Here is a 20,707-nt window from a genome sequence, read left to right as displayed (position 1 = left end):
CCGAACAGGGTGAATAAGGCCCTATTTCCTTTAAACGCAATAGAGAAATTTCGATTTGGAAGCACTTTAGCAGCTGTTAAGTTAATGATATTGTAGTTATCACTTATCAGTAGCTCAAATACGTTGATTACACGTTGGTGTCACAGGAGTAATTCGAGGAAATGCTCCGTTTTGAAATACAGTTTCTCTGCACGGATGAAATCCTGATAACTGCGAACTGATAACTGGGAACTATATAAAAATGCGGCGCCCATGAATTTGCGCCGCACCTTCCCGCAATCCCCAATCCGCAATCCCCAATCCGATTCACTGCAGCTGACTCAAACCGTCAAAATGGGCCTGTGTATAGTCACTTGTCCCTTTTCAAGCGACCACGGATAAACTTATTTCTGCTACACTATAGGCAGAACAAAGGAATGCGCACTCCTTATTAAAAAATGAAGGAGAAAAACAAATGGAAAAAGCAGATAGAACGGAACTGGTATGCATCATTGACAAGAGCGGCTCCATGTGGGGCTATGAGTCCGACACCCTGGGCGGGCTGAACGGGATGATTAAAAAGCAGAAAGAAGAAAAAGGGGAATGCTATCTCACGACTCTTTTCTTTGACACTGATGTGAAGACCATCCATGATCATGTGGATATTCAGAAAGTGGCGCCCCTTCCGGCGGATGCCTATGAACCGGGCGGCTGCACGGCCCTTCTGGATGCGATCGGTCTGGGAATCAAAAAAATCAAAGATATAGAGAAGAGCCTCACCCCGGAAAACAGGGCGGACCATATCATTTTCTTCATCACCACCGACGGCCTTGAAAATGCAAGCCATGAGTACTCCTACCGGCAGATCAAGAAAATGATTACAGGCCTCCAGAAAGAAGGCTGGACCTTCCTCTTCTCCGCGGCCAATATCGACGCAGGAGAAGAAGCAGACCACCTGGGCATCGACAGGAAATTCGTCACGGAACATGAAATCAGCACCGAAGGCATCGATGTCTGCTTTGAAATGAACTCCCAAATGATGTCCGAGCTTAGAGGGAAAAGATAAAATTGCCTCCCGGCAGCGGACCGGGCGTTTAAGGCATATGAGCCGGGAACTTTGAAGTATTCGTAAGGCCTGCCGTCTGGACTTGTTTGATTGAGGCAATTGAGCGGGCAGCTTTGAGGTATTCGTATGGCCTTCCGGAAGCGGCTTGGGCGTTTGAGGCGTTCGGACTGGGAACTTTTAAGTATTCGTTGGGCCTGCCGCCGCGACTTGTCCGATTGAGGCAATTGAGCCGGGAGCTTTGAAGTATTCGTGGGGTCAGCCATTAGTCATTAGTCATTAACCATTAACCTCAATGTTCAGTTTTCTATATACATGGATTCCCGGTGATTCACCCCATTAACCATTAACCCCGATGTACAGTTTTCCAAATACATGGATTTCCGGTGATTTACCCCATTAACCATTAATCCCGATGTACAGTTTTCCAAATACATGGATTTCCGGTGATTCACCCCATTAACCATTAACCCCGATGTACAGTTTTCCACATACGTGGATTTCCGGTGATTCATCCCATTACCCATTAACCCCGATGTACAGTTTTCTCATACGCATGGATTTCCGGTGATTCATCCCATTACCCATTAACCCCGATGTACAGTTTTCTCATACGCATGGATTTCCGGTGATTTACCCCGTTACCCATTAACCCCGATGCACAGTTTTCTACATACATGGATTTCCGGTGATTCACCCTGTTAACTATTAACCCTGATGTACAGTCTCCCGACCCATATGGATTTCCGGTTATTCACCTGATTATCTATTACCCATTAACAGTCCTTCTGAATGAATTAGAATTCTGATCACTGATGACTCGAAAGGAGCATTATGAAAAATATTAAAATTCCGGCGGCCATCGAAGTGCGATATGAGACATGGTCCCGCTTTCTGGACGAGCAGCTTCATTTCCGTCTGAAGTCGGTGATTCATACGAAGGATCATGAGAAGCGGGTGCTGCTCTTTTCGCTGATGATCGGGGAGAGGTGGGGACTTTCGGGGGAGGATTTGGATATTCTCGGGGCGGCTTCCGTTTTTCACGATACCCGCCGCCGGGAGGACTGGCTGGATACGGGCCACGGGGACCGGGCGGCGGCGTATTATAAAGAGTACTGCGAAGAAAAAAATTTCCCTTACCATCCGGAAGTATTTGCCATCATGGCCTTTCATGACCGGGATGACAGGCGGGGAAATGAATTCATCCGCAAAAATTTCAAAGACTGGCAAAGGGTACTCCTTCTCTACCATATATTTAAAGATGCCGACGGACTCGACCGTTTCCGCCTGGGGGAAAACGGGCTGGACGAGCGGTACCTGCGGACAAAAGAGGGGAGGGGACTGGTGCCTCTGGCTAAAAAATTATCGGGAAAAGCAGTTAGCCGTTAGTGGTTGGAATTTCAATCCGGCCTGACAGGAAAATTCGATTTCCGGGAATCGGTTTCATCGAATGGGAAAGGATAACTAACCACTAAAAACTAACTGCTGCCGGCTGCCTGTCCATCTCTGCGAATCGGGTGTTGCACATTTACATCCCCTGTTTTACAATATTTCCAATAGATTTCGGATTGATTGGAAAGAGGTCTTATGGATGAAGGATTTTATTCGTCCTCTCCTGGATTTAAATGGAGATGGTGAGCTCACCTTTGATGATGTGCTGACGGCCATCGATGAAATAGAGGATGGCATGGAGCATGCCAGGAGCCACGGGGTGCGGACAGCCGTGCCCGGTTCGGTGATTTATGTGCAGCGAAAGCTCATCAAGCATTACGGTATTTTTGAAGGAAATGACAAGGTCATCCACCTTTCCTACACCCTGAAACCCATCGTGCTGCCTGCGATCGTTCATGAGTCCACGGTGGATGATTTCCTCGAAGGAGACCCGGGATTTCAGGTGGTGGATTTTTCGGCGGTGAAATGGGCCTATTCCGATGAAGAAACCCTGAAGCGGGCCAGAAGCCGGCTGGGGGAAATCGGCTACGAACTTTTCACGGACAATTGCGAACACTTCGCCCTGTGGTGCAAACTGGGTGAAATGCGCTCCCGCCAGGTAGACGATCCGATTCACAGCCTCCCGATCAGCGACCAGAGGAAATACGAAGAACCGGAGAAGGATGAGTGATGAGCGGTTAGCAGTTGCAGTTAGCCGTTAGTAATCAGTTTCCTATGAAAAAGGTCCGCTTCCAATCGGAAAGCGGACCTTTTTGCCGGGATTTTTAATTTCCATATTAAAAGGCGCCTCATTTATTTCAGGGCGCCATCTTTATTATTAACTAAAAACTAACGGCTAACGGCTAACAACTCTCCTCATTTGCTCCAGTCGTGATTATAGACGTCGTAATTTTTCTGTTTCTTCAGATATTCGATGGAAAGGTCGATGTCTTTTAAAAGCGCTTCTTTGTCTCTCGGAAGGGTAGCAGCCAGGCGGATGTAGTTGGATACGTGGTTGCTGCGGAAGATCATGTGCTCTGTGGAGGGGAGGTCCAGGTGCTCTACGATGACTTTCAGTTCTTCCATGAGGCCTGCAGGAGTGAGGGGTGTGAATTCGCCCCGTTCGAACTGGTCTTTCAGTTCGCTTCCGCGATAGAGCATGAGGCAGAGGGCGGAGAGATGGGTCGGCTTGATTTCATTGATCGCATGAGCCGTAGCCAGCGCATGACGCTCGCTCCCCGGGACGCCTGCGATGCCCAGGATGATCATAATGGAAAGATCCATGCCTGCCGCGCGGACCCGTTTGCCCACTTCGATGGACTGCTCTCCGTTGACACCTTTCCGGATATCTTTCAGGGTCTGGCTGTCTCCGCTTTCCATTCCATAGTAGAGGAGCTGGAGGCCTGCTTTGCGGAGCTGCTTCAGTTCTTCCACGGACTTCCGGAGGATATCTCCCGGCGCTGCATAGGAGGAAACCCTTTCCAGGTTCGGGAAATATTTCTTCAACGTGTAGAGGATATTCAGCAGCCTTTCCGTAGGAAGGACGAGAGCATCCCCGTCTGCCAGGAATACTCGGCGGATGCCTTCAGCATCGATGGAGTAAGCGATGGCGATCTGCCGCATGATCTGTTCATCAGATAATTTTTCAAATTTCACGCCCCTGTACATATTGCAGTAGGTGCAGTGGTTATGGGCGCACCCGCGGGTGACCCGGAGAATAAAGGAATCCGCCTCACTGGGCGGACGGAAAACAGGAGTATCATAATCATCAAAGAAATAACCGGGCATGGGAGTCATCCTTTCTTATATTTCATAGGGGAAATGAATGGAGAGCCAATTGGGGCTGGCGGATTGCGGGGAGGTGTGGCGCTGATGCGCCACCATTTTATATGGGGACTCTGCCCAGGCGAGGGGCAGAGCTTTGTCACGGAAATTATTGTAACACATCTCACCCAAAAACACAATTAAAAATTTAAATGTGTTTATTTGTTGACGTAATCTTTGGCTTCGGATAGATTTACATGGGGTGGTCGTGATTCGTGATTCGTGGTTCGTGATTCAGGTCCCGGGAATGTGTATCATCAATCGTGGTCCGTGCTCTGCGGAGGTGGCGCCCTTCGGGCGCAGTATTATATGGGGTCTTTGGCTCCCAATTGACTGAATGAAGAATAGGGGGACATTTATTTGGATTATTCTTTGAATTCCCTGATATGCTGTATTCCAGTTAGAAATTTGATTCTGGAGTTAGTATTTTTCTATCAGCTTTGCTTGACCATATATCAAAAAAGGAATATTATAGTTAAAGAAAGAGAAGAAGAAAGGAAGACGTCAATATGTTTAAAATTATATTTTATAAGCGCACTGACGGATCTGCACCGGTAGAAGAATTTTTAGACAGCCTTGACGTAAAAATGCGAAAGAAAGCAGTAGACAGCCTTTGTATTCTTAAAGAATTTGGAAATCGTTTAAGAGAGCCTCATTCCAAACCTGTGGGAGATGGACTTTTTGAGTTACGCATCAGGTTCTCAAATGATATTGCAAGAATCTTTTATTTCTTTATAATCGGTAATCAGATTATTTTGACAAATGGGTTTATTAAAAAGACACAAAAGACACCGAAATCGGAATTATTGCTGGCTCAAAAGTACAAAGATGATTATGAAAGGAGAAGTCATCATGGATGATCTTGAAAAATATATGGAAAAACAGATGAAAAATCCTGAATTTAGAAAGGAATATGAAGAAACCAGGGCGGAATTTGAAGTATCTCGTATTCTGATTAAAGCACGCGTTGAAGAAGGATTGACTCAGAAAGAGTTGGCGGAGCGATGTGGCATTCGTCAGTCCAATATCAGTCGTATTGAAAATGGTTCCTGCAGTCCAACCGTGGCTACACTCCAGGCCCTTGCCTCCGGTCTGGGGAAAAAACTGGATATACGATTTGATTAACGATGATTGGTAAACGTCCTGCGTTTTGCAGGACGTTTTAATTTTGGAGTATTGGACGGGTTGATAAATTGCACAGATATCTTCCCGGTACCGTTCCATGTGACACAATCGGAAGGTCCTCCATCGTCTCTTTCTTCCCGCTCTGTGGTACAATACTCTATATAAAATCCAACAGAATCGAGATAAGAAACCATGGAAAAATATTTTGATATCAATGAGGAAGGTTACAGCATCCGCTGCCGGTTTTTCTGTTATGACAAGGGAGCAAGGACTTTTGACAATGTAGTCCTCGTGACTCACGGATTCGGTTCTTCGAAGGAGACCGCGGGGACCGCGTCTTTCGGGGAGCACCTGGTTTCCAAATTCAAGGATTATGCGGCCCTTGCCTTTGACTGGCCCTGCCACGGCATGGATGCGCGGAAGAAGCTTTCCGTTTCCGAATGTCTCACCTACCTCACCATTGTGTGCAATTACGCGAAAAAAGAACTCAGGGCAAAGAATCTTTTCATCTATTCCACCAGTTTCGGCGGGTACCTGACGCTGCGCTACCTCATCGAAGTGGGCAATCCTTTCAAAAAGATCGCGCTGCGCTGCCCGGGCATCCATATGTACGAAGCTATGAGAAATCATTTATCCGATGATGATTATGTAAAACTGGAAAAAGGAAAGGAAATATCCGTTGGCTATGCGCGGAAGATGAAGATGGACAAATCCTTCCTGGAGGATTTAAGAGCCTTTGACGTGACAAAGCATGAATATTTCGACTATGCCGACGATATACTCATCCTTCACGGAACAAAGGATGAAATGATTCCCATCGAAGGGCCCAGGTCCTTTGCAGAGGACAATGTCATCGAATTCATCCCTGTGGAAGGGGCGAACCATCCCTTCCGGGACCCGAACCACATGGCCCTGGCCATCCATAAAATCATCGAATTCTTCCATGGGGATCTGGAGGAGTGAATCGTTTTAATTACAAATAAGACAGCCTGCTTCAAATTCATGAAGCAGGCTGTTTTGCATATAAGTGAAATAACTTTTGTTTCGGGCATAGCGGGGATGTCGGGGGTATCGGGACTGTCGGGAAGGTGCGGCGCATCAAAATTGGGAAGCGCCGCAGAATTTATAAAAGCAGGCCGTATTTCCAAACGATCATGAAGTCTGTCAGGAAATTTCAGGCTGCCGGGACCGGAGAAATTGATTCTGCGCGGTTTTAGTGAGAAATAAGAAAATGCAGTGTATTGATTTCATACACTGCATTGATTTAAGAAGAACTGTTTCAGGCAGAAATGATTATTCCGCTACTCCCACAGTCTCTCCTATTTCCACGAACCAGCCGGGGTTTTCGCGGCGAAGTTTTTCGAGGAGTTTCTTTCCTTCTTCCCTGCTTTCGAGGAGTACGAAGAAAGCGCTTCCGGAGCCGGTCATGAGGGCCGGGCGGCAGAGAGCGGCCAGGCGCAGCGCCGTATTTCTAAGGATTTCATTTTCTCCGAAAAGAGCCGGCTCGAAATCGTTGCATAGGGATTCGGCCAGGAGGTCCCGCCTTTTTTCTTCCAGCGCTTGTATGCAGGAAGTGGTGGTATTCTTCAGATGTTCCTTCATGCGGTCAATCATGCGGTAGGCAGCGGCCGTGGATTCTGCCGTCTGGGGACGGATGATGAGGAGGGGCAGCCCTTCCCAGGGGATGAGCTTCGTCAGTTTTTCGCCGATTCCTTCACACCGGCAGGCGCCGCCCAGCACGCAGAAGGGGATATCCGCCCCCAGGACTGCGCTCATGGCTGCCAGATCCCTGAGACTTCTTCCTGTGGGGTAGAGGCGCTCCAGTCCCCGGAGGACCGCCGCTGCATCGGATGATCCGCCGCCCATGCCCGCTTCGGCAGGGATATGTTTTTCGAGAGTCATATGGACTCCGCCTTTGACGCCCGTTTCCCTGAAGAAAAGCTCCGCTGCCCGGACCATGAGATTGTCCCGGCCCAGCGGCGCCTCGCCGGAAGTGATGGTGAGGGAAATATCCTCTGCTTTCTCCAGGGTGATTTTGTCATGAAGGGAAATGGAGTGCATCACCGAATCGATGAGATGATACCCGTCGTTCCTTTTCCCTCCTACAGAGAGGGTGAAATTAATTTTCGCATAAGCCGTTTCAGTGATCATGGGCTGCCTTTCAAAAGTGAACCTGCAATTGGAAATAGACTTATTCGTCAGTATTATAGGGGTTTATATGGACGGTGTCAAATATTTTGAAACGTCCAGAAAAGAACCGGCACAAACGCCTTAAAACTTCAAGTCGTACCGGTAGGCCCAACGAATACCCCAAAGCTCCCGTGCGAGTGCCTCAAACCGGCAAGCCGGACCGGCAGGCCATACGAATACCTCAAAGCTCCCAGTGCGAGTGCCTCAAAATCCCAAGCCGTACCGGTAGGCTAAACGAATACCTCAAAGCTCCCGTGCGAGTGCCTCGAACCGGCAAGTCGCATCGGCAGGCCCAACGAATACTTCAAAGCATCCAGTGCGAGTGCCTCGAACCGACAAGCCGCACCGGTAGGCCCAACGAATACCCCAAAGCTTCCGTGCGAGTGCCTCGAACCGGCAAGTCGTACCGGCGGGCCAAACGAATACCCCAAAGCTCTCGTGCGAGTGCCTCAAACCGACAAGTCGAACCGGCAAGCCATACGAATACTTCAAAGCTGCCGGCACAAGCGCCTCAAAATCCCAAGTCGTACCGGCGGGCCAAACGAATACCCCAAAGCTCTCGTGCGAGTGCCTCGAACCGACAAGTCGTACCGGCGGGCCATACGAATACCTCAAAGCTCCAGTGCGAGCGCCTCAAAATCCCAAGCCGCACCGGAAGGCCATACGAATACCTCAAAGCTCCAGTACAAATGCCTCAAAAACCCAAGTCGTACCGGCAGGCCAAACGAATACCCCAAAGCTCCCGGCACAAATGCCTCCAACCGACTAGTCGGAGAAGGCAGGCGAATCATTATTTCCTCGCTACCAGTATGACGGCTGCGATGATGAGGGCCATGCCCAGAAGGTCCCAGGCGCCAAAAAGGAGGTGGAAGAGGAAGAAAGAGAAAATGACCGACGAAACCGGCTCGATGGCTCCGATGATACTCGTTTCCGCCGGCCGGATGTAGGCCACGCTTCCCAGATAGAAGCAGAAAGAAAGGATCGTCCCGAAAATGACCACGAAGAAAAAGGCCAGAATCACATGGATCGAGAGGGCTCCGGTGAAAGGAGTCCATGCGGCCACCGGTCCCATGAAAAGAGAAGCGATGAACATGCCCCAGCCGATGACCACAGGAGATCCGAATTTCCGGATGATCCGCACGGGGACCACCGTATAAATGGCGCAGGCAAGGGCTGCCAGAAGTCCCCAGAAAAGAGCCTTTGGCGAGATGGCAAGAGCTCCGAAATCGCCTCCTGTAGCTACGAGGAAAGTCCCGGCCACGGCAAAGACAGTACAGCCGATTTCCAATCTGTCGGGAAGCCGCTTTTCCCGGAAACAATTCCAGAAAATGATGAGGATCGGATTGATATATTCCAGGACCGTAGCGGTCGGGGCGTTGCTTTCCGCAATGGAAGCAAAATACCCGTACTGGGTAGCCATCATGCCAAAGACGGAAAAGACGAGGATGGAAATACGGTCCTCTTTGTCCTTCCATATTTCAAAAATCTTTTTCCCCTGCAGGGCAAGCAGGGAGAGCAGCAGGACCCCCGCCAGGAGAAGGCGGCAGAAAGTAAGCCACTCCGGCGCGATCTGCTCATTGATGAGCAGGTACTGCCCGGCAATGCCGCTTGCGCCCCAGAGCACAGCCCCCAGAGAAGCGAAAATGATTCCCTTTTTTCTATTCGAATTCACGATATCCTCCTTTATTTATAAATACATATTATAGAATAAGCCTCAATCTGGCAAGGTCCGGTGAAGCACATTTCGGACAGGAAATAGAGAAACGGGCAGTTAGCTAATGGATAACAGGTAATGGTTAATAGCTGCATTGTACAGGCGGGCGAAGAAACTCTTGAATCATTTCGCCTGTCCGCACAAGGGATTAAAGGCCATTAGCCTCTAGCCGTTAGCCATTACCTATTAACCATTAACCATTAACCCTGATGTACAGCTTCTCCGCATAGACGGATTCCCGGTCATTTACCCTGTTAACCATTAACCCCAATGTACAGCTTCCCCGCATGCATGGATTTCCAGTCGTTCACCCTGTTAACCATTAACCCCGATGTACAGTTCCTCCGCATAGATGGATTCCCGGTCGTTACCCCTGTTAACCATTAACCCCAATGTACAGCTTCTCCGCATGCATGAATTCCCAGTCATTTCCCCTGTTAACCATTAACCCCTATGTACAGTTTCCCCGCATGCATGGATTCCCGGTCATTTCCCCAATTAACCATTAACCTCTATGCACAGTTCCTCCGCATAGACGGATCCCCGGTCATTTATCCTGTTAACCATTAACCTCTATGTACAGCTTCCCCGCATGCATGGATTTCCAGTCGTTCCCCCTGTTACCCATCAACCCCGATGTACAGTTCCTCCGCATAGATGGATTCCCGGTCATTTATCCTGTTACCCATTAACCCCGATGTACAGTTCCTCCGCATAGATGGATTCCCGATCATTTACCCTGTTACCCATTAACCCCAATGTACAGTTCCTCCGCATGTATGGATTCCCAGTCGTTTCCCCATTAGCCATTACCTATTACCCATTACCCATTACCCATTACCCCTGCATGCAGTTTCCCGGCTCTTTTGAATTTCGGTTATTCCATTGACTTCATGATGAGAATGATTCGAAAAATTAATCAAAATCTAATAAAATAAAATCCCTTTTTTGTACTATATAGGCAGAGAACGGAAAGGAAGCCCGGCCCGGGGAGGCGGAATGGAAATTCTCGAAGAATTTTTTTACAGGAAAGGAATTAAGACTATGAAAACTCTCGTACTTGCATTCAAGACCAATGGCACTTCCAACTTCAACCTGCGGGTGAAAAGCCCGAAAACCGGTCTCAGCCTGGCAGAGGCCGAGGCGGCCGCCGCTAAATTCATTCCGGTGCTCATCACCCGAACCGGCGCAGACGTGACCGAACTGGCAAAAGCCACCGTCGTGACCACCAGCACTGAAGATCTGAACTAATCGTATTTCTTAAGAAAGGAAATGATCAACTATGGCAGCAGCAAAAAATGTTTCTGATGTAAAACTCCAGGTGCGCTTTGAAAACGGCACCACCGCTTCCGGTAAAGCAAAAATCCAGACCGCAAGCATCTCCGATATCAAACTGGACGCCACCGACCAGCAGCTCTACGATGCAGGCAGCGCCTACGCCGGCCTCACCGACCTTACCCTCGAAAGCATCCGCCGCGTAGAAGTCTCCGACCTCACCGAAGCCTGAGAAAAAATAAAAAGCCCCGGGACCGAAAGGCCCCGGGGCTTTTTGCATGGAGCAGGCAACTCCGCAAGACCCTGCACGGTAAGAGCCGAACCGGCAGGCCCAACGAATACCTCAAAGTTTCCAGTGCGAGTGCCTCGAAACTCCAAGTTCATACCGGCAGGCCCAACGAATACATCAAAGCCCCAGTGCAAGTGCCTCAACCCCTCAAGCCGAACCGGCAGGCCATACGAATACCTCAAAGTTCCAGTGCGAGTGCCTCAAACCGACAAGTCGCACCGGAAAGCCAGACGAATACCCCAAAGCTGCCTGCACAAATGCCTCAAATTTCCCAAGTCGTTACCGGGAGGCAAAAAACCTATATTGTTATGTATATTTTATAAAATTTATAATTGACAATGAGTCGCTATGGGGCTATGATTTTAATATATTAAACAGCGCAATGATGCAAATCCGTCATTGCGCTGTTTGCGTTTTCAGATGGGAAAGCTCACCCGGAGCGCAAAGAAGGGATGGGGAGAGAAGATTTGCCGTTCATCCGGATACCGCGCCCCTGGGGAAATCCGGTGGCGCCATGACCCTTTCGGCTGCGAAACGGTAGACGGCAAAATCTGCGGCCGGCGAATACGACCTCGCCCACCGGCCCGATGAATACATGATCCTTTCGAAATACTACGAATCCATTCCCATTTATTATCGGTTCATGAAAAAATAAAATCAGTTGAAATAAGGAACGGAAAGGGGGTGATAGCATCCAAAATGACAAACCATAAAAAAGAACGGGCGGATGCTGTCACATCGAAAGACCCGTTCCACCACCCGGTCTATTTCCGCAGCCGGTTCTCCCCCTCTGGACCGGCCGAGGGATAGAATAGCCCGGCCGCCGTGATGCCCCACGGCGGCCGGGTTTTTATGTGATTGATTGGAGTCAATTGTCAGCTTTTCGGTTTGATTCAGCTGCGGTATTCGGGAGTTAGCCTCACCACGGCATGCCCTTTTTGAGTCAGCTTCGAGATTTCGGGGTGCGGGGTGCGGGAAGGTGTGCCGCTGATGCGGCACAAGTATGTATGGGGACTTTGCACAGGCAGTTTATTGAAGTCATTTGTCAGATAAGATGATTTGAGGCGATTTCGGTATTCGGGTTTTAGCCCTGTTCCCGACATGCACCGATGGAGTCTTTAACGAGATTTCGGGGTGCGGGATACGGGGTTCGTGAAGGTGTGCCGCTGATGCGGCACAAGTATGTATGGAGATTTGCACAGGCGGGGATAAAATCTCTGCAGGCACAGGAATGGTATTATAAGCGTTCCATTTGTGGTAAGCTTAGGAAAGGAGGTACGAAAAATGGAATTTGACGGAAATTATTATCCTTATCCTTCCCGGCGCGAGGTGGTGTATGGGAGGAAGGGCATGGTCTGCACGTCCCAGGCTCTGGCGGCCCAGGCGGGGCTGGATGCTTTGAAGAAGGGCGGAAATGCTATCGATGCGATTCTGGCGACGGCTATTGCCATGGTGGTGCTGGAGCCCACGAGCAATGGTCTTGGAAGCGATGCGTTTGCCCAGGTCTGGTTCCATGGGAGGTTATACGGCATTAACGGCAGCGGCTGGTCGCCGAAGGCTCTCACATGGAAAGCTCTTCATGACAAAGGGTATGAGGAAGTTCCCTGGAGGGGCTGGGCGCCGGTGATGGTGCCGGGGGCTGTGGCTGCATGGGCGGCCCTGCACGAACGATTTGGGAAGCTGCCTTTCAAAGATTTATTTGATGCGGCTATTTCCTATGCGGAGGAAGGCTATGTGGTCATGCCGAATGTGGCCATGATGTTTGAGGCCCATGCGAAGACTTTCGAATCCTATAAGAATAAAGAGGCTTTTTCTGCGCTCTTCCCCCTGTTTTATCCGGACGGAAAGCCGAAGAGGGCGGGGGAAATCCTGCGCCTGCCGGACGTGGCCAGGTCTCTGAAGCTTATCCGGGACAGTCACGGGCGGGAATTATATGAAGGGGAAATAGCAGATGCCATCGATGCCTGGTCGAAAAAGACGGGCGGTTATATCCGCAAAGAGGATCTGGCTGAATACAAACCGAAATGGGTGGACCCGCTTCACGTGAATTACCATGGCTATGACGTGTGGGAGCTTCCGCCCAACGGCCACGGAATGGTGGTCCTCATGGCCCTCAATATTGCCAAAGGCTGGGATTTTTCCTCCATGCCTGCGGCAGAAGCCGTCCATCGCCAGATCGAAGCGATGAAGCTTGCCTATATCGACGGGAAGCATTTCATTGCGGACCCGGACTATATGTCGGTAGAACCGCAGTATTTCCTGTCTGAGGAATATGCATCTAAGCGGCGCTCCCTCATCGGAGACTCTGCGCTTATGCCGGAACCGGTGAAATTGAACGACGGAGGGACGGTCTATCTCTGTGCGGCTGATGGGGAAGGAAATATGGTTTCCTACATCCAGAGCAACTTCAGGGGATACGGCTCGGGCATCGTCATCCCTCATTACGGGGTGACCCTGAATGACCGGGGCTGCAATTTCTATATGGATCAGCAGAGTGACAACTGCGTGGGACCCCGCAAGCGGTCGTACCACACGATTATCCCCGGATTCCTCACAAAAGACGGAAAGGCTGTGGGCCCCTTCGGCGTCATGGGCGGTTTCATGCAGCCACAGGGACAATTCCAGGTGCTCCTGAATTCCATCGAAGACCATCTGAATCCCCAGGCGGCCCTTGATAAGCCCCGCTGGCAGTGGATGGGCGGAAAAAATATTGAAACCGAATCAGCCCTGGGCGCGCCTCTCATAGAAGCCCTCCGGGTGAGAGGACATGAAGTGACTGTCAAAGATACGGTCATCGGCGCTTATGGCCGGGGAGAAATCATCTGGAGAAATGACAAGGGAATCCTCGCCGGAGGCACCGAACCCAGAGCAGACGGCGTAGTGGCTGCCTGGTAAAAATGGCCTCTGCTCTTTTATAAATAGTTCATCTTTGGAAAATCAAATAGTTTATTCCGCATAAAAAACCTGCTTTCCCATGGAAGGCAGGTTTTTTCATTCACTAATCACTAAAAACTGAAAATTACCCCTGTATGAGCCCCAGATACTGCCAGTAAGGAATGGAAAGGAAGAGGCCTCCTGTGGCGATGATATTGTAAACCATGGCATAAGGAATCATATCTTTATGGCTGAGTTTTTCATCTCCCCCTGCAGCTTCATAAGCGATGAGGAAGTTGGCATTCTGGTATTTGAAGATGAACTGCTGGGCCAGGACGTAAGCGATGATGCCTCCTACCCAGGGGCTCATGCCCGCTGCCTGGCAGAAAGGCGTGAGGATGACTACCATGAGACTGATGACAAGGGTCCCTGCGACAAGGACAAGCCGGGAAAGAATGACTATGACTGCGGCTGCAAGGATGAAGAGGCAGGGATTGGAGCCGATGTAGTCCATGATATTTCCTATGCCATCCGCCATCCATGTATTGATTCCTGTGGCGGAAACAATGGGGACCAGGCCTATGATGCAGGAGCAGAATATGATGACACCCCAATTGATGGTGGAATTAATTTCACCGGGCTTCAAAACGCCCGTCATGTAGAGCAGGCACATGCCGGTAAGGGCCGGAATGACCGCAGGCACACCGGTGAATTTTTCCAGTACCCAGCAGGCGACGCAGGCTCCAAGGATGAGAAGGGTCTTTTTCTCATCTGCCGACATGGGGCCGAGCTCTTTGGACATTTTCCTGATTTCCGCCTTATCCATCAGAGCTGCATGGTCCGGTCTGAAGAGGAAACTGATGGCCAGAAAGGCAAAGAGGGCAGTGAAGATTGTCCAGGGGACCATGGTGAGGAACCAGGAAATAAAAGTGAAACGGGAAGCATCTTCTTCGGGAATCGTTCCCAATATCAGGTAGGAATAGTAGGAGCTGGTGATGAACGCAGGCGCCAGCAGGGTGAAACCGGTGTACATGGCGGCAAATATGCCGTTCATCCCCTTAGAGCCGGGCGCAAAGCCCAGAAGTTCGCCAATTTTTGTAGCAAACCCTCCGGCAATGGAAACTTTCGCCGTAGAACTGGGCATGAAAGGGCCGATGAGGATACCTGCACCGATGAGGCCGGCTGCCTGTCCGCGGAAAGTTGGTGGGAAGAGGCTCATGATGGAAAGGGAGAGGCGGGAAAGAAGGCCCGTCTTATTGACAGCGCTTCCCAGGGAAAGGACCCCGATGATGAGCCAGGTGGTGGAGCCGGCGAAGGCGGAAAAAGCGGTTTTGAAGGGAACGATATGAAAAACCACAGCCAGAAGCAGCATGAGAAGGCCGGAAACGTAAGAAGGCATGACGGGAAGGGCCCAGTTCAGCACGGCCCATACGAAAATGCCCAGAAAAGTCATGGCATTCTGCGAAAGTCCCTCCGGCGCCGGCAGCAGGGCGACCAGAAGGCCTGCGAGGACCATGAGTATTTCTTTACCGATTTTCAGCTTCGTTTCTTTCGTCATTTGCATTGCCCGGCTTTGTGAAATATCAATACAGGGGCGAACTTCCCCATTCTGTCAGAATTCATTTGACCAAAGTATACTACAGGCTCTCTATGAATGGATATTTCATTTCCTTTCCTGCCTGTTTCGGGCGGCAAGAGGCGGAAACGTCCCGCTCAGGGTACTGAAAGTGAGAAATTTGTAAGAAATTTGTTTTATTTCCTTTTATTTTCATATGGAACGATGTATAATAGGCGCAAATCATATCAATTTAACGTTGCAAAGGAGCATAGGAGGAATTATGGAAGAAGCACTGAAGCAATTGTTTGAAAAGGTGGACGAGAGCCATGAAGAAATGATTGGTCTCTGGAAGAAACTGGTGAACCGTGACTGCGGAAGCGGCAACAAGGCCGGAGTAGACAGCGTAGGGCAGGATATCAAAGGGATTCTCGAAGGATTGGGATTTACCGTCCGTTTCCACGAATATGAAAAAGCAGGAAATATGCTGGTCGCTGACTGGGGTGATTTTTCCAAACCTTTTATCATTATTACCGGCCATATGGATACGGTTTTCAAAGACGGCCAGGCAGCAGAAAGGCCGTTTACAATTAAAGACGGAAAGGCTTACGGCCCGGGCGTGCTGGATATGAAGGGCGGACTGACCATTGCTTTCACAGCCCTGAAACTTTTAAAGGAAATCGGCTACGACCGGTATGCCATCCGTGTGATTCTGGCGGGGGACGAAGAAGTGGGCCACGGCCAGTCCGGCGCAGGGGCGGATTTCCTGAAGGAAGCCAAAGGAGCTCTCATGGGCTTCAATATGGAAACCGGTTTCATGGATAATGGAATCGTCATTGAAAGAAAAGGCTGCCGCCGGTACCGGATCGATATCGATGGCGTTGGAGCCCACGCAGGAAATAACCCGGAAGACGGAAGGTCCGCGGTAGAAGAACTGGCCCACAAGATCCTGGCCATCCAGAAACTGACGGACTATGAAGAAGGGACCACCCTGAACTGCGGAGTCATCGGCGGGGGAACGGTAGCCAATGCCATTCCTGAACATGCCTGGTGCATCGTGGACGTCCGTTACCTCACCCAGAAGGGAATGGACAGGGTAGACCTTGAAATGAAGAAAATCGAAAAGGAAACTTTCGTACCGGATACGAAGACCACCATCACGACCATCCTGGATGTGCCGGCCATGGAAAGACGGCAGGCCTCCATCGACCTCTGTGAAAGGGCCAGTGAAATCGCACAGGCAGCAGGCCTTCCGGCGGTTCATCCCATTACGGTAGGCGGCGGCAGCGATTCTGCTTTCCTCATCAAGGCAGGAGTGCCCACCATCTGCGCCCTGGGCGTTCGGGGCGAATTCAACCACACGGTCCGTGAATATGCAGTAGTGGACTCCCTCTTTGAAAGGACGAAATTCCTGCTGGCTATCCTGATGAAACTGTAACTATATATGAAATGAAATAAATAAAGGTAATCATTATGGAACAGAAACCGAAACCCTCCATCCCCGCCCTCTTCATGCTGGGGGCGAAAAAAGGTCTCTATGTCACACTGGACCTCATCGCACCGGCCATGGTTATGGCCTATGCGCTCATTGCATTTCTGAAAATTTCCGGCATCATGCCCATCATCGGTCACCTTCTGGGACCGGTCATGGCCATCTTCGGCCTCCCAGGCGAAGCGTCGGTGGTACTGCTGGCAGCCTTCTTTGCAAAAGCCGCCGGGGCAGCCACCGCTGCCTCCATGGTGGCTGCAGGCACCCTCACGCCGGTAGAAGCGACGATCCTCTACCCGGCATGCATCACCATGGGTACCTTAATCGGCCATTTCGCCAGAGTCGTCCTCGTCTGCCGGGTGCGCACCCTGTACTATCCGGTACTGCTGGTGACCCCGCTCATCGATGCGGCCATCGTCATGTTCATTACCAGAGCCATTCTGGGATTCCTGGGATTCTAAGGAGGCTGCCATGAGCGAAAAAGAAATAAAAGATACGGAAATTCAGAAAGCGGAGACAACTGAAGTGAAAGAAACAGTCAAAACAGAAGAAATCAAAGCGGATGCAAAGAAAGCAGAAGGGCCGAAGGAAAAAGAACACCCGAGAGCCACCATGGAGTACAAAGTCACCTGGAAAGGCTGGGTGGCCCTCCTCTTCCTCATCATCTGCTTCTCCGGGATTTTCTCCCATTCCCAGACGCCTCTTAAGGCCCTGGACCTCATGAGCTTCCTCGGCCAGTTTGGCCATGCGGAAGGAGCCAAAATTTCCCTTCAGGGAACTGGCGGCTTTGGCGCCAGAGAAGGTCTCGCCTTTGCCCTCACCATGATTCCTGTAACCATGGTGGCCCTGGGTTTCCTCGAAGTGTGCCAGAGCTATGGAGCCCTTCTGGCAGCAAGCAAACTTTTCCAGCCCATCCTGAAATTCCTCATGGGCATCCCCGGTATCTGCGGCCTTGCCTTCGTCTCCAGCTTCACCTCTTCCGACGTGGGGGCCATTATGACCCAGGACCTTTACAAAGAAGGACTCATCAACGACGATGAAAGGACCATCTTCGCCGCGTATCAGTACGCAGGGAGCGGTACCATCAACAATACCATCGCAGCCGGTGCAGCGCTGGTTCCCATTTCCCTCCTTCCTGTGGGAGTCATTATCCTGCTCATCATTGCAGTCAAAATCCTGGGTGCCAATATCCTCCGCTTCTACCTCAAGTGGTACCATCGGAGACACCCGGATCAGGTATTTACGGACTGAAATAGGTTTAGTTGTTAGTTTTTAGTGGTTAGTGGTTGGAAAAAACGGATTTCAGAATCCGGGAAGGATTGGCCGGCTTTTGCCGGCCAATTTTTTGTAGTGCGCTCCGCGCACGGGCCTTTGGCCCGCAGGTGAGCCGGCACAGGTTCTGCGCAGGCGGTGGCTCTACGGCTGCGACTTGCATGTGTATTCCCGGCCGCACGTGAACGGGCACCTCCGCACGAGGGAAAGCGTGTATTCCCGGCCGCGCGCGGAAAGCGGAGGAAGCGCAGCGTTTTTTCCGGAAACAAAAACTCCCGCACCGGTTTCGATGTGGGAGTTTTATGCGGAGTATTTCCAAAGTTTGCACGACAAAAAGCCGCGGTCCGGAGATTTTTCCCCGGGAGGCGGCTTTTTTCACTGTTGGCAGGTTCAAACAAAGTTCCTGTTTCTACATGGATCCATATAGCAGGGGGAGAAAGGCCTTTCCGCGTTCTCTGAGAGCGGCGCCGGGCGGAAACTTTCGGCTTTTCGTTCCTCTATCCATATAGTGCAGAAAAGAAATTTTATTTCATTAGATTCTGATTATATTTTTATTTCCACAAGAGCTGGGAACCCTCTTTTCTATGGAAAATTTTCCTCATTTGGGGTACAATACGGACAAGTACATATTTCCGGTAAGGAACCGGAACGCAGGAGAGGAGAAGAGTAGAATGAAACAAATGAAAAAATGGGTTTCCCTGGTCCTTGCATCCATCATGGCGGTGGTGCTGACGTTGTCATTTGCCGGCTGCGGCGGGTCATCCGCGCCGAAGCAGGAGGCAAATAAACCGGTGAAGGTGTCTTTGGGCATGCTTCGCCTCACGTCCAGCGCACCGCTTTTTATTGCCATGGATAAAGGATATTTCAAAGAAGTGGGCATTGAAATCGATCCCCAGTGGTTTGATGCAGCCCAGCCGATTGCCGTAGCCACCGCTTCTTCCAAAGTAGACGTAGGCGCAACCGGCATTACCGCCGGCCTTTACAATATGGCGGCCAAAGGACAGAAACTTTTCATCGTGGCCGATAAAGGCAGAGAACAGAAAGGTTTCTCTTCCTCCGCCCTCATGGCAGGTACCGCCCAGTACGACCAGGGCCTCACTTCCATTGAAGCGCTGAAAGGAAAGAGAGTGGGCCTCACCCAGAAAGGTTCCACCTTCCATTACATGCTGGGACGGATGCTGGAATCCAAAGGCCTGACCCTTGACGATGTAACCATCGTTCCGCTGGGTAAACTTTCCGCAGTCATGGCAGCCCTCCAGAGCGGTCAGATCGATGCATGCATCCTGAATGAACCAAACATCACCAAAGTAAAGAATGAAGGATACGGCAAAGAAATCACCCAGGTCAGCGCAGTGATGCCCTACCAGACAAGCGGTATCTTCTATTCCCCGGAATTTGCAAAGAACCAGGACGCAGCCGTCCGTTTCATGAAAGCCTACAACAAAGCCTGCAACGAATACTATGCGGCAGTGGTAGAAAAGAAAGACCCGAAACAGCTGGATGAAGCAGTGAAGATCATTGCGAAATACGTAAAGACCCCGGAAGCGGATATCCGCCTCGGCCTGCCCTATGTAGATGCAAACGGTATCCTCATGTCCGACGATATCCAGACCCAGATCGACTGGTATACCTCTCATGGCATGATCGAAGGAAAACTGGCCGCTAAGGATGTAGTGAATACGGACTTCTTGAAAAAGGCTATGGGGAAATAAGGTTTCGCGTCAATAGCGATCATCGTTCTTCGTTGTTTGTTCTTCGTGAAGGTGGCGCCCTGCGGGCGCAGTATTATGGGGCCTTCGGCCGGCGGGTGTGCGGACCGGCGGATTTCCCCATTTTCAGAATCATACAGTGGCGCCTTGAATGGTTTGAGGCGCCATTTTGTATAGGGGAGATCAGTCGGCACATGGGAGGCTGACTGACGAAACAATCTTGTGCTAAATGTCTCTAAACAAAAAGCGATGCGTCCCCCAACGGGGGAAGCTCCCGCAAAGCGGGTGAAGGGGGCTGACTTTCGTACTTGTCGAAATTGCCTCCTGACATCCCAAGCGTAACGAAATAAGCGGACAATCTTGCAAGGGGCAGAGAGAAAGGCTGATGCCTGATTGTGGAATGAGCTTTTCAATACCTGAGAAATCAAGCGTTAATCATCCCTTCCACAGGGATTTTGAGACAATTCCGGCGAAAGGGATACAAGTCGAATTGTTCAAGCCCTCCCAGGTTTTGGGAGGGTGGCCGAGCGAAGCGAGGCCGGGTGGATTGCATTATCAATCAAGGCACATACAGGGCTGACTGACGAAACAATCTTGGCCCAAATGTCTATGTCCAAACGCGGGAAGGCTCCCCTCGATAGGGAGCTGCCGAACGCAGTGAGGCTGAGGGGGAATTGCACTTTCGATTGTAAACGTACCTGTACTAAATGCACGCCAAAGGCCGTCGGCGGAGCCGGCTATATAAGATTGGTTTCTAAAACGGTCCCGTTGTCAAGGACACTCATTCCTAATTTTTCTGTTCGGGGGTTAGCCCTTTTTAGGCGGTCTTCTGCTCTTTCTCCTTCTCCTTTTCATCTATTTCATGCTGGATATTCTCAAGTCTTTCTTTTAAAACCTTTACGCTTTGAGTCGCTTTCG

General features: G+C 50.5%; 17 protein-coding genes. 13 read left to right on the top strand and 4 right to left on the bottom strand.

The genetic code is table 11. From position 1 onward, the window contains the following. The first annotated feature begins 454 nt into the window (after positions 1 to 454). The 3 genes from QZN42_RS07580 (at position 455) to QZN42_RS07570 (ending at position 3,164) form a co-directional block, all read left to right on the top strand. Complete coding sequence (locus QZN42_RS07580; RefSeq protein ID WP_296956097.1) at positions 455 to 1,045, top strand: hypothetical protein; 591 nt, start codon at positions 455 to 457, stop codon at positions 1,043 to 1,045. Positions 1,046 to 1,876: 831 nt separating this feature from the next. Next, positions 1,877 to 2,431, top strand: a complete 555-nt coding sequence (locus QZN42_RS07575) for a hypothetical protein (RefSeq protein WP_296956094.1) — start codon at positions 1,877 to 1,879, stop codon at positions 2,429 to 2,431. Positions 2,432 to 2,633: 202 nt separating this feature from the next. Further along, the gene (locus QZN42_RS07570) at positions 2,634 to 3,164 is read left to right on the top strand and encodes a lecithin retinol acyltransferase family protein (RefSeq protein WP_296956092.1); all 531 of its coding nucleotides are present in this window, start codon (positions 2,634 to 2,636) and stop codon (positions 3,162 to 3,164) included. A gap of 185 nt (positions 3,165 to 3,349) precedes the next feature. Here QZN42_RS07570 and QZN42_RS07565 read toward each other — a convergent pair whose 3' ends face one another. Further along, positions 3,350 to 4,261: a radical SAM protein gene (locus QZN42_RS07565; RefSeq protein ID WP_296956091.1), complete on the bottom strand. Its 912-nt coding sequence runs from the start codon at positions 4,259 to 4,261 to the stop codon at positions 3,350 to 3,352. A gap of 545 nt (positions 4,262 to 4,806) precedes the next feature. On the opposite strand from QZN42_RS07565, the gene QZN42_RS07560 reads away from it, so the two are divergent. The 3 genes from QZN42_RS07560 (at position 4,807) to QZN42_RS07550 (ending at position 6,385) form a co-directional block, all read left to right on the top strand. Beyond that, on the top strand, positions 4,807 to 5,157 hold the full coding sequence (locus QZN42_RS07560; RefSeq protein ID WP_296956088.1) for a type II toxin-antitoxin system RelE/ParE family toxin: 351 nt from the start codon (positions 4,807 to 4,809) through the stop codon (positions 5,155 to 5,157). Further along, positions 5,150 to 5,422 carry a helix-turn-helix domain-containing protein gene (locus QZN42_RS07555; RefSeq protein ID WP_296956085.1) on the top strand — a complete coding sequence of 91 codons (273 nt, stop codon included), beginning with the start codon at positions 5,150 to 5,152 and terminating at the stop codon, positions 5,420 to 5,422. Before QZN42_RS07560 ends, QZN42_RS07555 begins: the two co-directional genes overlap by 8 nt. 192 nt (positions 5,423 to 5,614) lie before the next feature. Beyond that, positions 5,615 to 6,385 carry an alpha/beta hydrolase gene (locus tag QZN42_RS07550; RefSeq protein WP_296956083.1) on the top strand — a complete coding sequence of 257 codons (771 nt, stop codon included), beginning with the start codon at positions 5,615 to 5,617 and terminating at the stop codon, positions 6,383 to 6,385. 330 nt (positions 6,386 to 6,715) lie between these two features. On the opposite strand, the gene ispE is transcribed toward QZN42_RS07550, so the two are convergent. Beyond that, a complete protein-coding gene (gene ispE / locus QZN42_RS07545) occupies positions 6,716 to 7,573 on the bottom strand; it encodes a 4-(cytidine 5'-diphospho)-2-C-methyl-D-erythritol kinase (protein WP_296956080.1) in 858 nt (285 codons plus the stop codon). Positions 7,574 to 8,402: 829 nt separating this feature from the next. Then, positions 8,403 to 9,284 carry a DMT family transporter gene (locus tag QZN42_RS07540; RefSeq protein ID WP_296956078.1) on the bottom strand — a complete coding sequence of 294 codons (882 nt, stop codon included), beginning with the start codon at positions 9,282 to 9,284 and terminating at the stop codon, positions 8,403 to 8,405. 1,041 nt (positions 9,285 to 10,325) lie between these two features. Here QZN42_RS07540 and QZN42_RS07535 point away from each other — a divergent pair. The 3 genes from QZN42_RS07535 to QZN42_RS07525 all read left to right on the top strand — a co-directional run bounded on the left by QZN42_RS07535 (position 10,326) and on the right by QZN42_RS07525 (position 13,785). Next, a complete protein-coding gene (locus tag QZN42_RS07535; RefSeq protein ID WP_296956076.1) occupies positions 10,326 to 10,577 on the top strand; it encodes a DUF2922 family protein in 252 nt (83 codons plus the stop codon). A gap of 31 nt (positions 10,578 to 10,608) precedes the next feature. Continuing rightward, positions 10,609 to 10,833, top strand: coding sequence for a DUF1659 domain-containing protein (locus tag QZN42_RS07530; protein ID WP_296956074.1), 225 nt, complete (start codon positions 10,609 to 10,611; stop codon positions 10,831 to 10,833). 1,341 nt (positions 10,834 to 12,174) lie between these two features. Next, positions 12,175 to 13,785, top strand: coding sequence for a gamma-glutamyltransferase family protein (locus tag QZN42_RS07525; RefSeq protein ID WP_296956071.1), 1,611 nt, complete (start codon positions 12,175 to 12,177; stop codon positions 13,783 to 13,785). Between the two features lie 124 nt (positions 13,786 to 13,909). Here the strand turns inward: QZN42_RS07525 and QZN42_RS07520 are convergent, their stop codons facing one another. After that, a complete protein-coding gene (locus QZN42_RS07520) occupies positions 13,910 to 15,322 on the bottom strand; it encodes an SLC13 family permease (RefSeq protein ID WP_296956069.1) in 1,413 nt (470 codons plus the stop codon). Between the two features lie 280 nt (positions 15,323 to 15,602). On the opposite strand from QZN42_RS07520, the gene QZN42_RS07515 reads away from it, so the two are divergent. From QZN42_RS07515 to QZN42_RS07500, 4 genes are all read left to right on the top strand, one after another. After that, on the top strand, positions 15,603 to 16,757 hold the full coding sequence (locus tag QZN42_RS07515) for a M20 family metallopeptidase (RefSeq protein ID WP_296956066.1): 1,155 nt from the start codon (positions 15,603 to 15,605) through the stop codon (positions 16,755 to 16,757). 35 nt (positions 16,758 to 16,792) lie between these two features. After that, the gene (locus tag QZN42_RS07510; protein ID WP_296956064.1) at positions 16,793 to 17,269 is read left to right on the top strand and encodes a nucleoside recognition domain-containing protein; all 477 of its coding nucleotides are present in this window, start codon (positions 16,793 to 16,795) and stop codon (positions 17,267 to 17,269) included. Positions 17,270 to 17,279: 10 nt separating this feature from the next. Next, complete coding sequence (locus QZN42_RS07505; protein WP_296956062.1) at positions 17,280 to 18,059, top strand: nucleoside recognition domain-containing protein; 780 nt, start codon at positions 17,280 to 17,282, stop codon at positions 18,057 to 18,059. Between the two features lie 692 nt (positions 18,060 to 18,751). Next, entirely contained in the window at positions 18,752 to 19,792 is a 1,041-nt protein-coding gene (locus QZN42_RS07500; RefSeq protein WP_296956061.1) for an ABC transporter substrate-binding protein, read from the top strand. Positions 19,793 to 20,707: the final 915 nt, after the last annotated feature.

The sequence above is a fragment of the uncultured Dialister sp. genome, assembly GCA_900314595.1.
Classification (GTDB): domain Bacteria; phylum Bacillota; class Negativicutes; order Veillonellales; family Dialisteraceae; genus Dialister.
This window is presented reverse-complemented; position numbering and strand designations above follow the sequence as displayed.

What these genes read in the sequence shown, in the direction of transcription:
- QZN42_RS07580 (WP_296956097.1), top strand. Translation starts at nt 455, where the DNA reads ATGGAAAAAGCAGATAGAACGGAACTGGTATGCATCATTGACAAGAGC.
- QZN42_RS07525 (WP_296956071.1), top strand. Translation starts at nt 12,175, where the DNA reads ATGGAATTTGACGGAAATTATTATCCTTATCCTTCCCGGCGCGAGGTG.
- QZN42_RS07535 (WP_296956076.1), top strand. Translation starts at nt 10,326, where the DNA reads ATGGAAATTCTCGAAGAATTTTTTTACAGGAAAGGAATTAAGACTATG.
- QZN42_RS07550 (WP_296956083.1), top strand. Translation starts at nt 5,615, where the DNA reads ATGGAAAAATATTTTGATATCAATGAGGAAGGTTACAGCATCCGCTGC.
- QZN42_RS07515 (WP_296956066.1), top strand. Translation starts at nt 15,603, where the DNA reads ATGGAAGAAGCACTGAAGCAATTGTTTGAAAAGGTGGACGAGAGCCAT.
- QZN42_RS07555 (WP_296956085.1), top strand. Translation starts at nt 5,150, where the DNA reads ATGGATGATCTTGAAAAATATATGGAAAAACAGATGAAAAATCCTGAA.
- QZN42_RS07575 (WP_296956094.1), top strand. Translation starts at nt 1,877, where the DNA reads ATGAAAAATATTAAAATTCCGGCGGCCATCGAAGTGCGATATGAGACA.
- QZN42_RS07510 (WP_296956064.1), top strand. Translation starts at nt 16,793, where the DNA reads ATGGAACAGAAACCGAAACCCTCCATCCCCGCCCTCTTCATGCTGGGG.
- QZN42_RS07500 (WP_296956061.1), top strand. Translation starts at nt 18,752, where the DNA reads ATGAAACAAATGAAAAAATGGGTTTCCCTGGTCCTTGCATCCATCATG.
- QZN42_RS07570 (WP_296956092.1), top strand. Translation starts at nt 2,634, where the DNA reads ATGAAGGATTTTATTCGTCCTCTCCTGGATTTAAATGGAGATGGTGAG.
- QZN42_RS07530 (WP_296956074.1), top strand. Translation starts at nt 10,609, where the DNA reads ATGGCAGCAGCAAAAAATGTTTCTGATGTAAAACTCCAGGTGCGCTTT.
- QZN42_RS07505 (WP_296956062.1), top strand. Translation starts at nt 17,280, where the DNA reads ATGAGCGAAAAAGAAATAAAAGATACGGAAATTCAGAAAGCGGAGACA.
- QZN42_RS07565 (WP_296956091.1), bottom strand. Translation starts at nt 4,261, where the DNA reads ATGCCCGGTTATTTCTTTGATGATTATGATACTCCTGTTTTCCGTCCG.
- ispE (WP_296956080.1), bottom strand. Translation starts at nt 7,573, where the DNA reads ATGATCACTGAAACGGCTTATGCGAAAATTAATTTCACCCTCTCTGTA.
- QZN42_RS07560 (WP_296956088.1), top strand. Translation starts at nt 4,807, where the DNA reads ATGTTTAAAATTATATTTTATAAGCGCACTGACGGATCTGCACCGGTA.
- QZN42_RS07520 (WP_296956069.1), bottom strand. Translation starts at nt 15,322, where the DNA reads ATGACGAAAGAAACGAAGCTGAAAATCGGTAAAGAAATACTCATGGTC.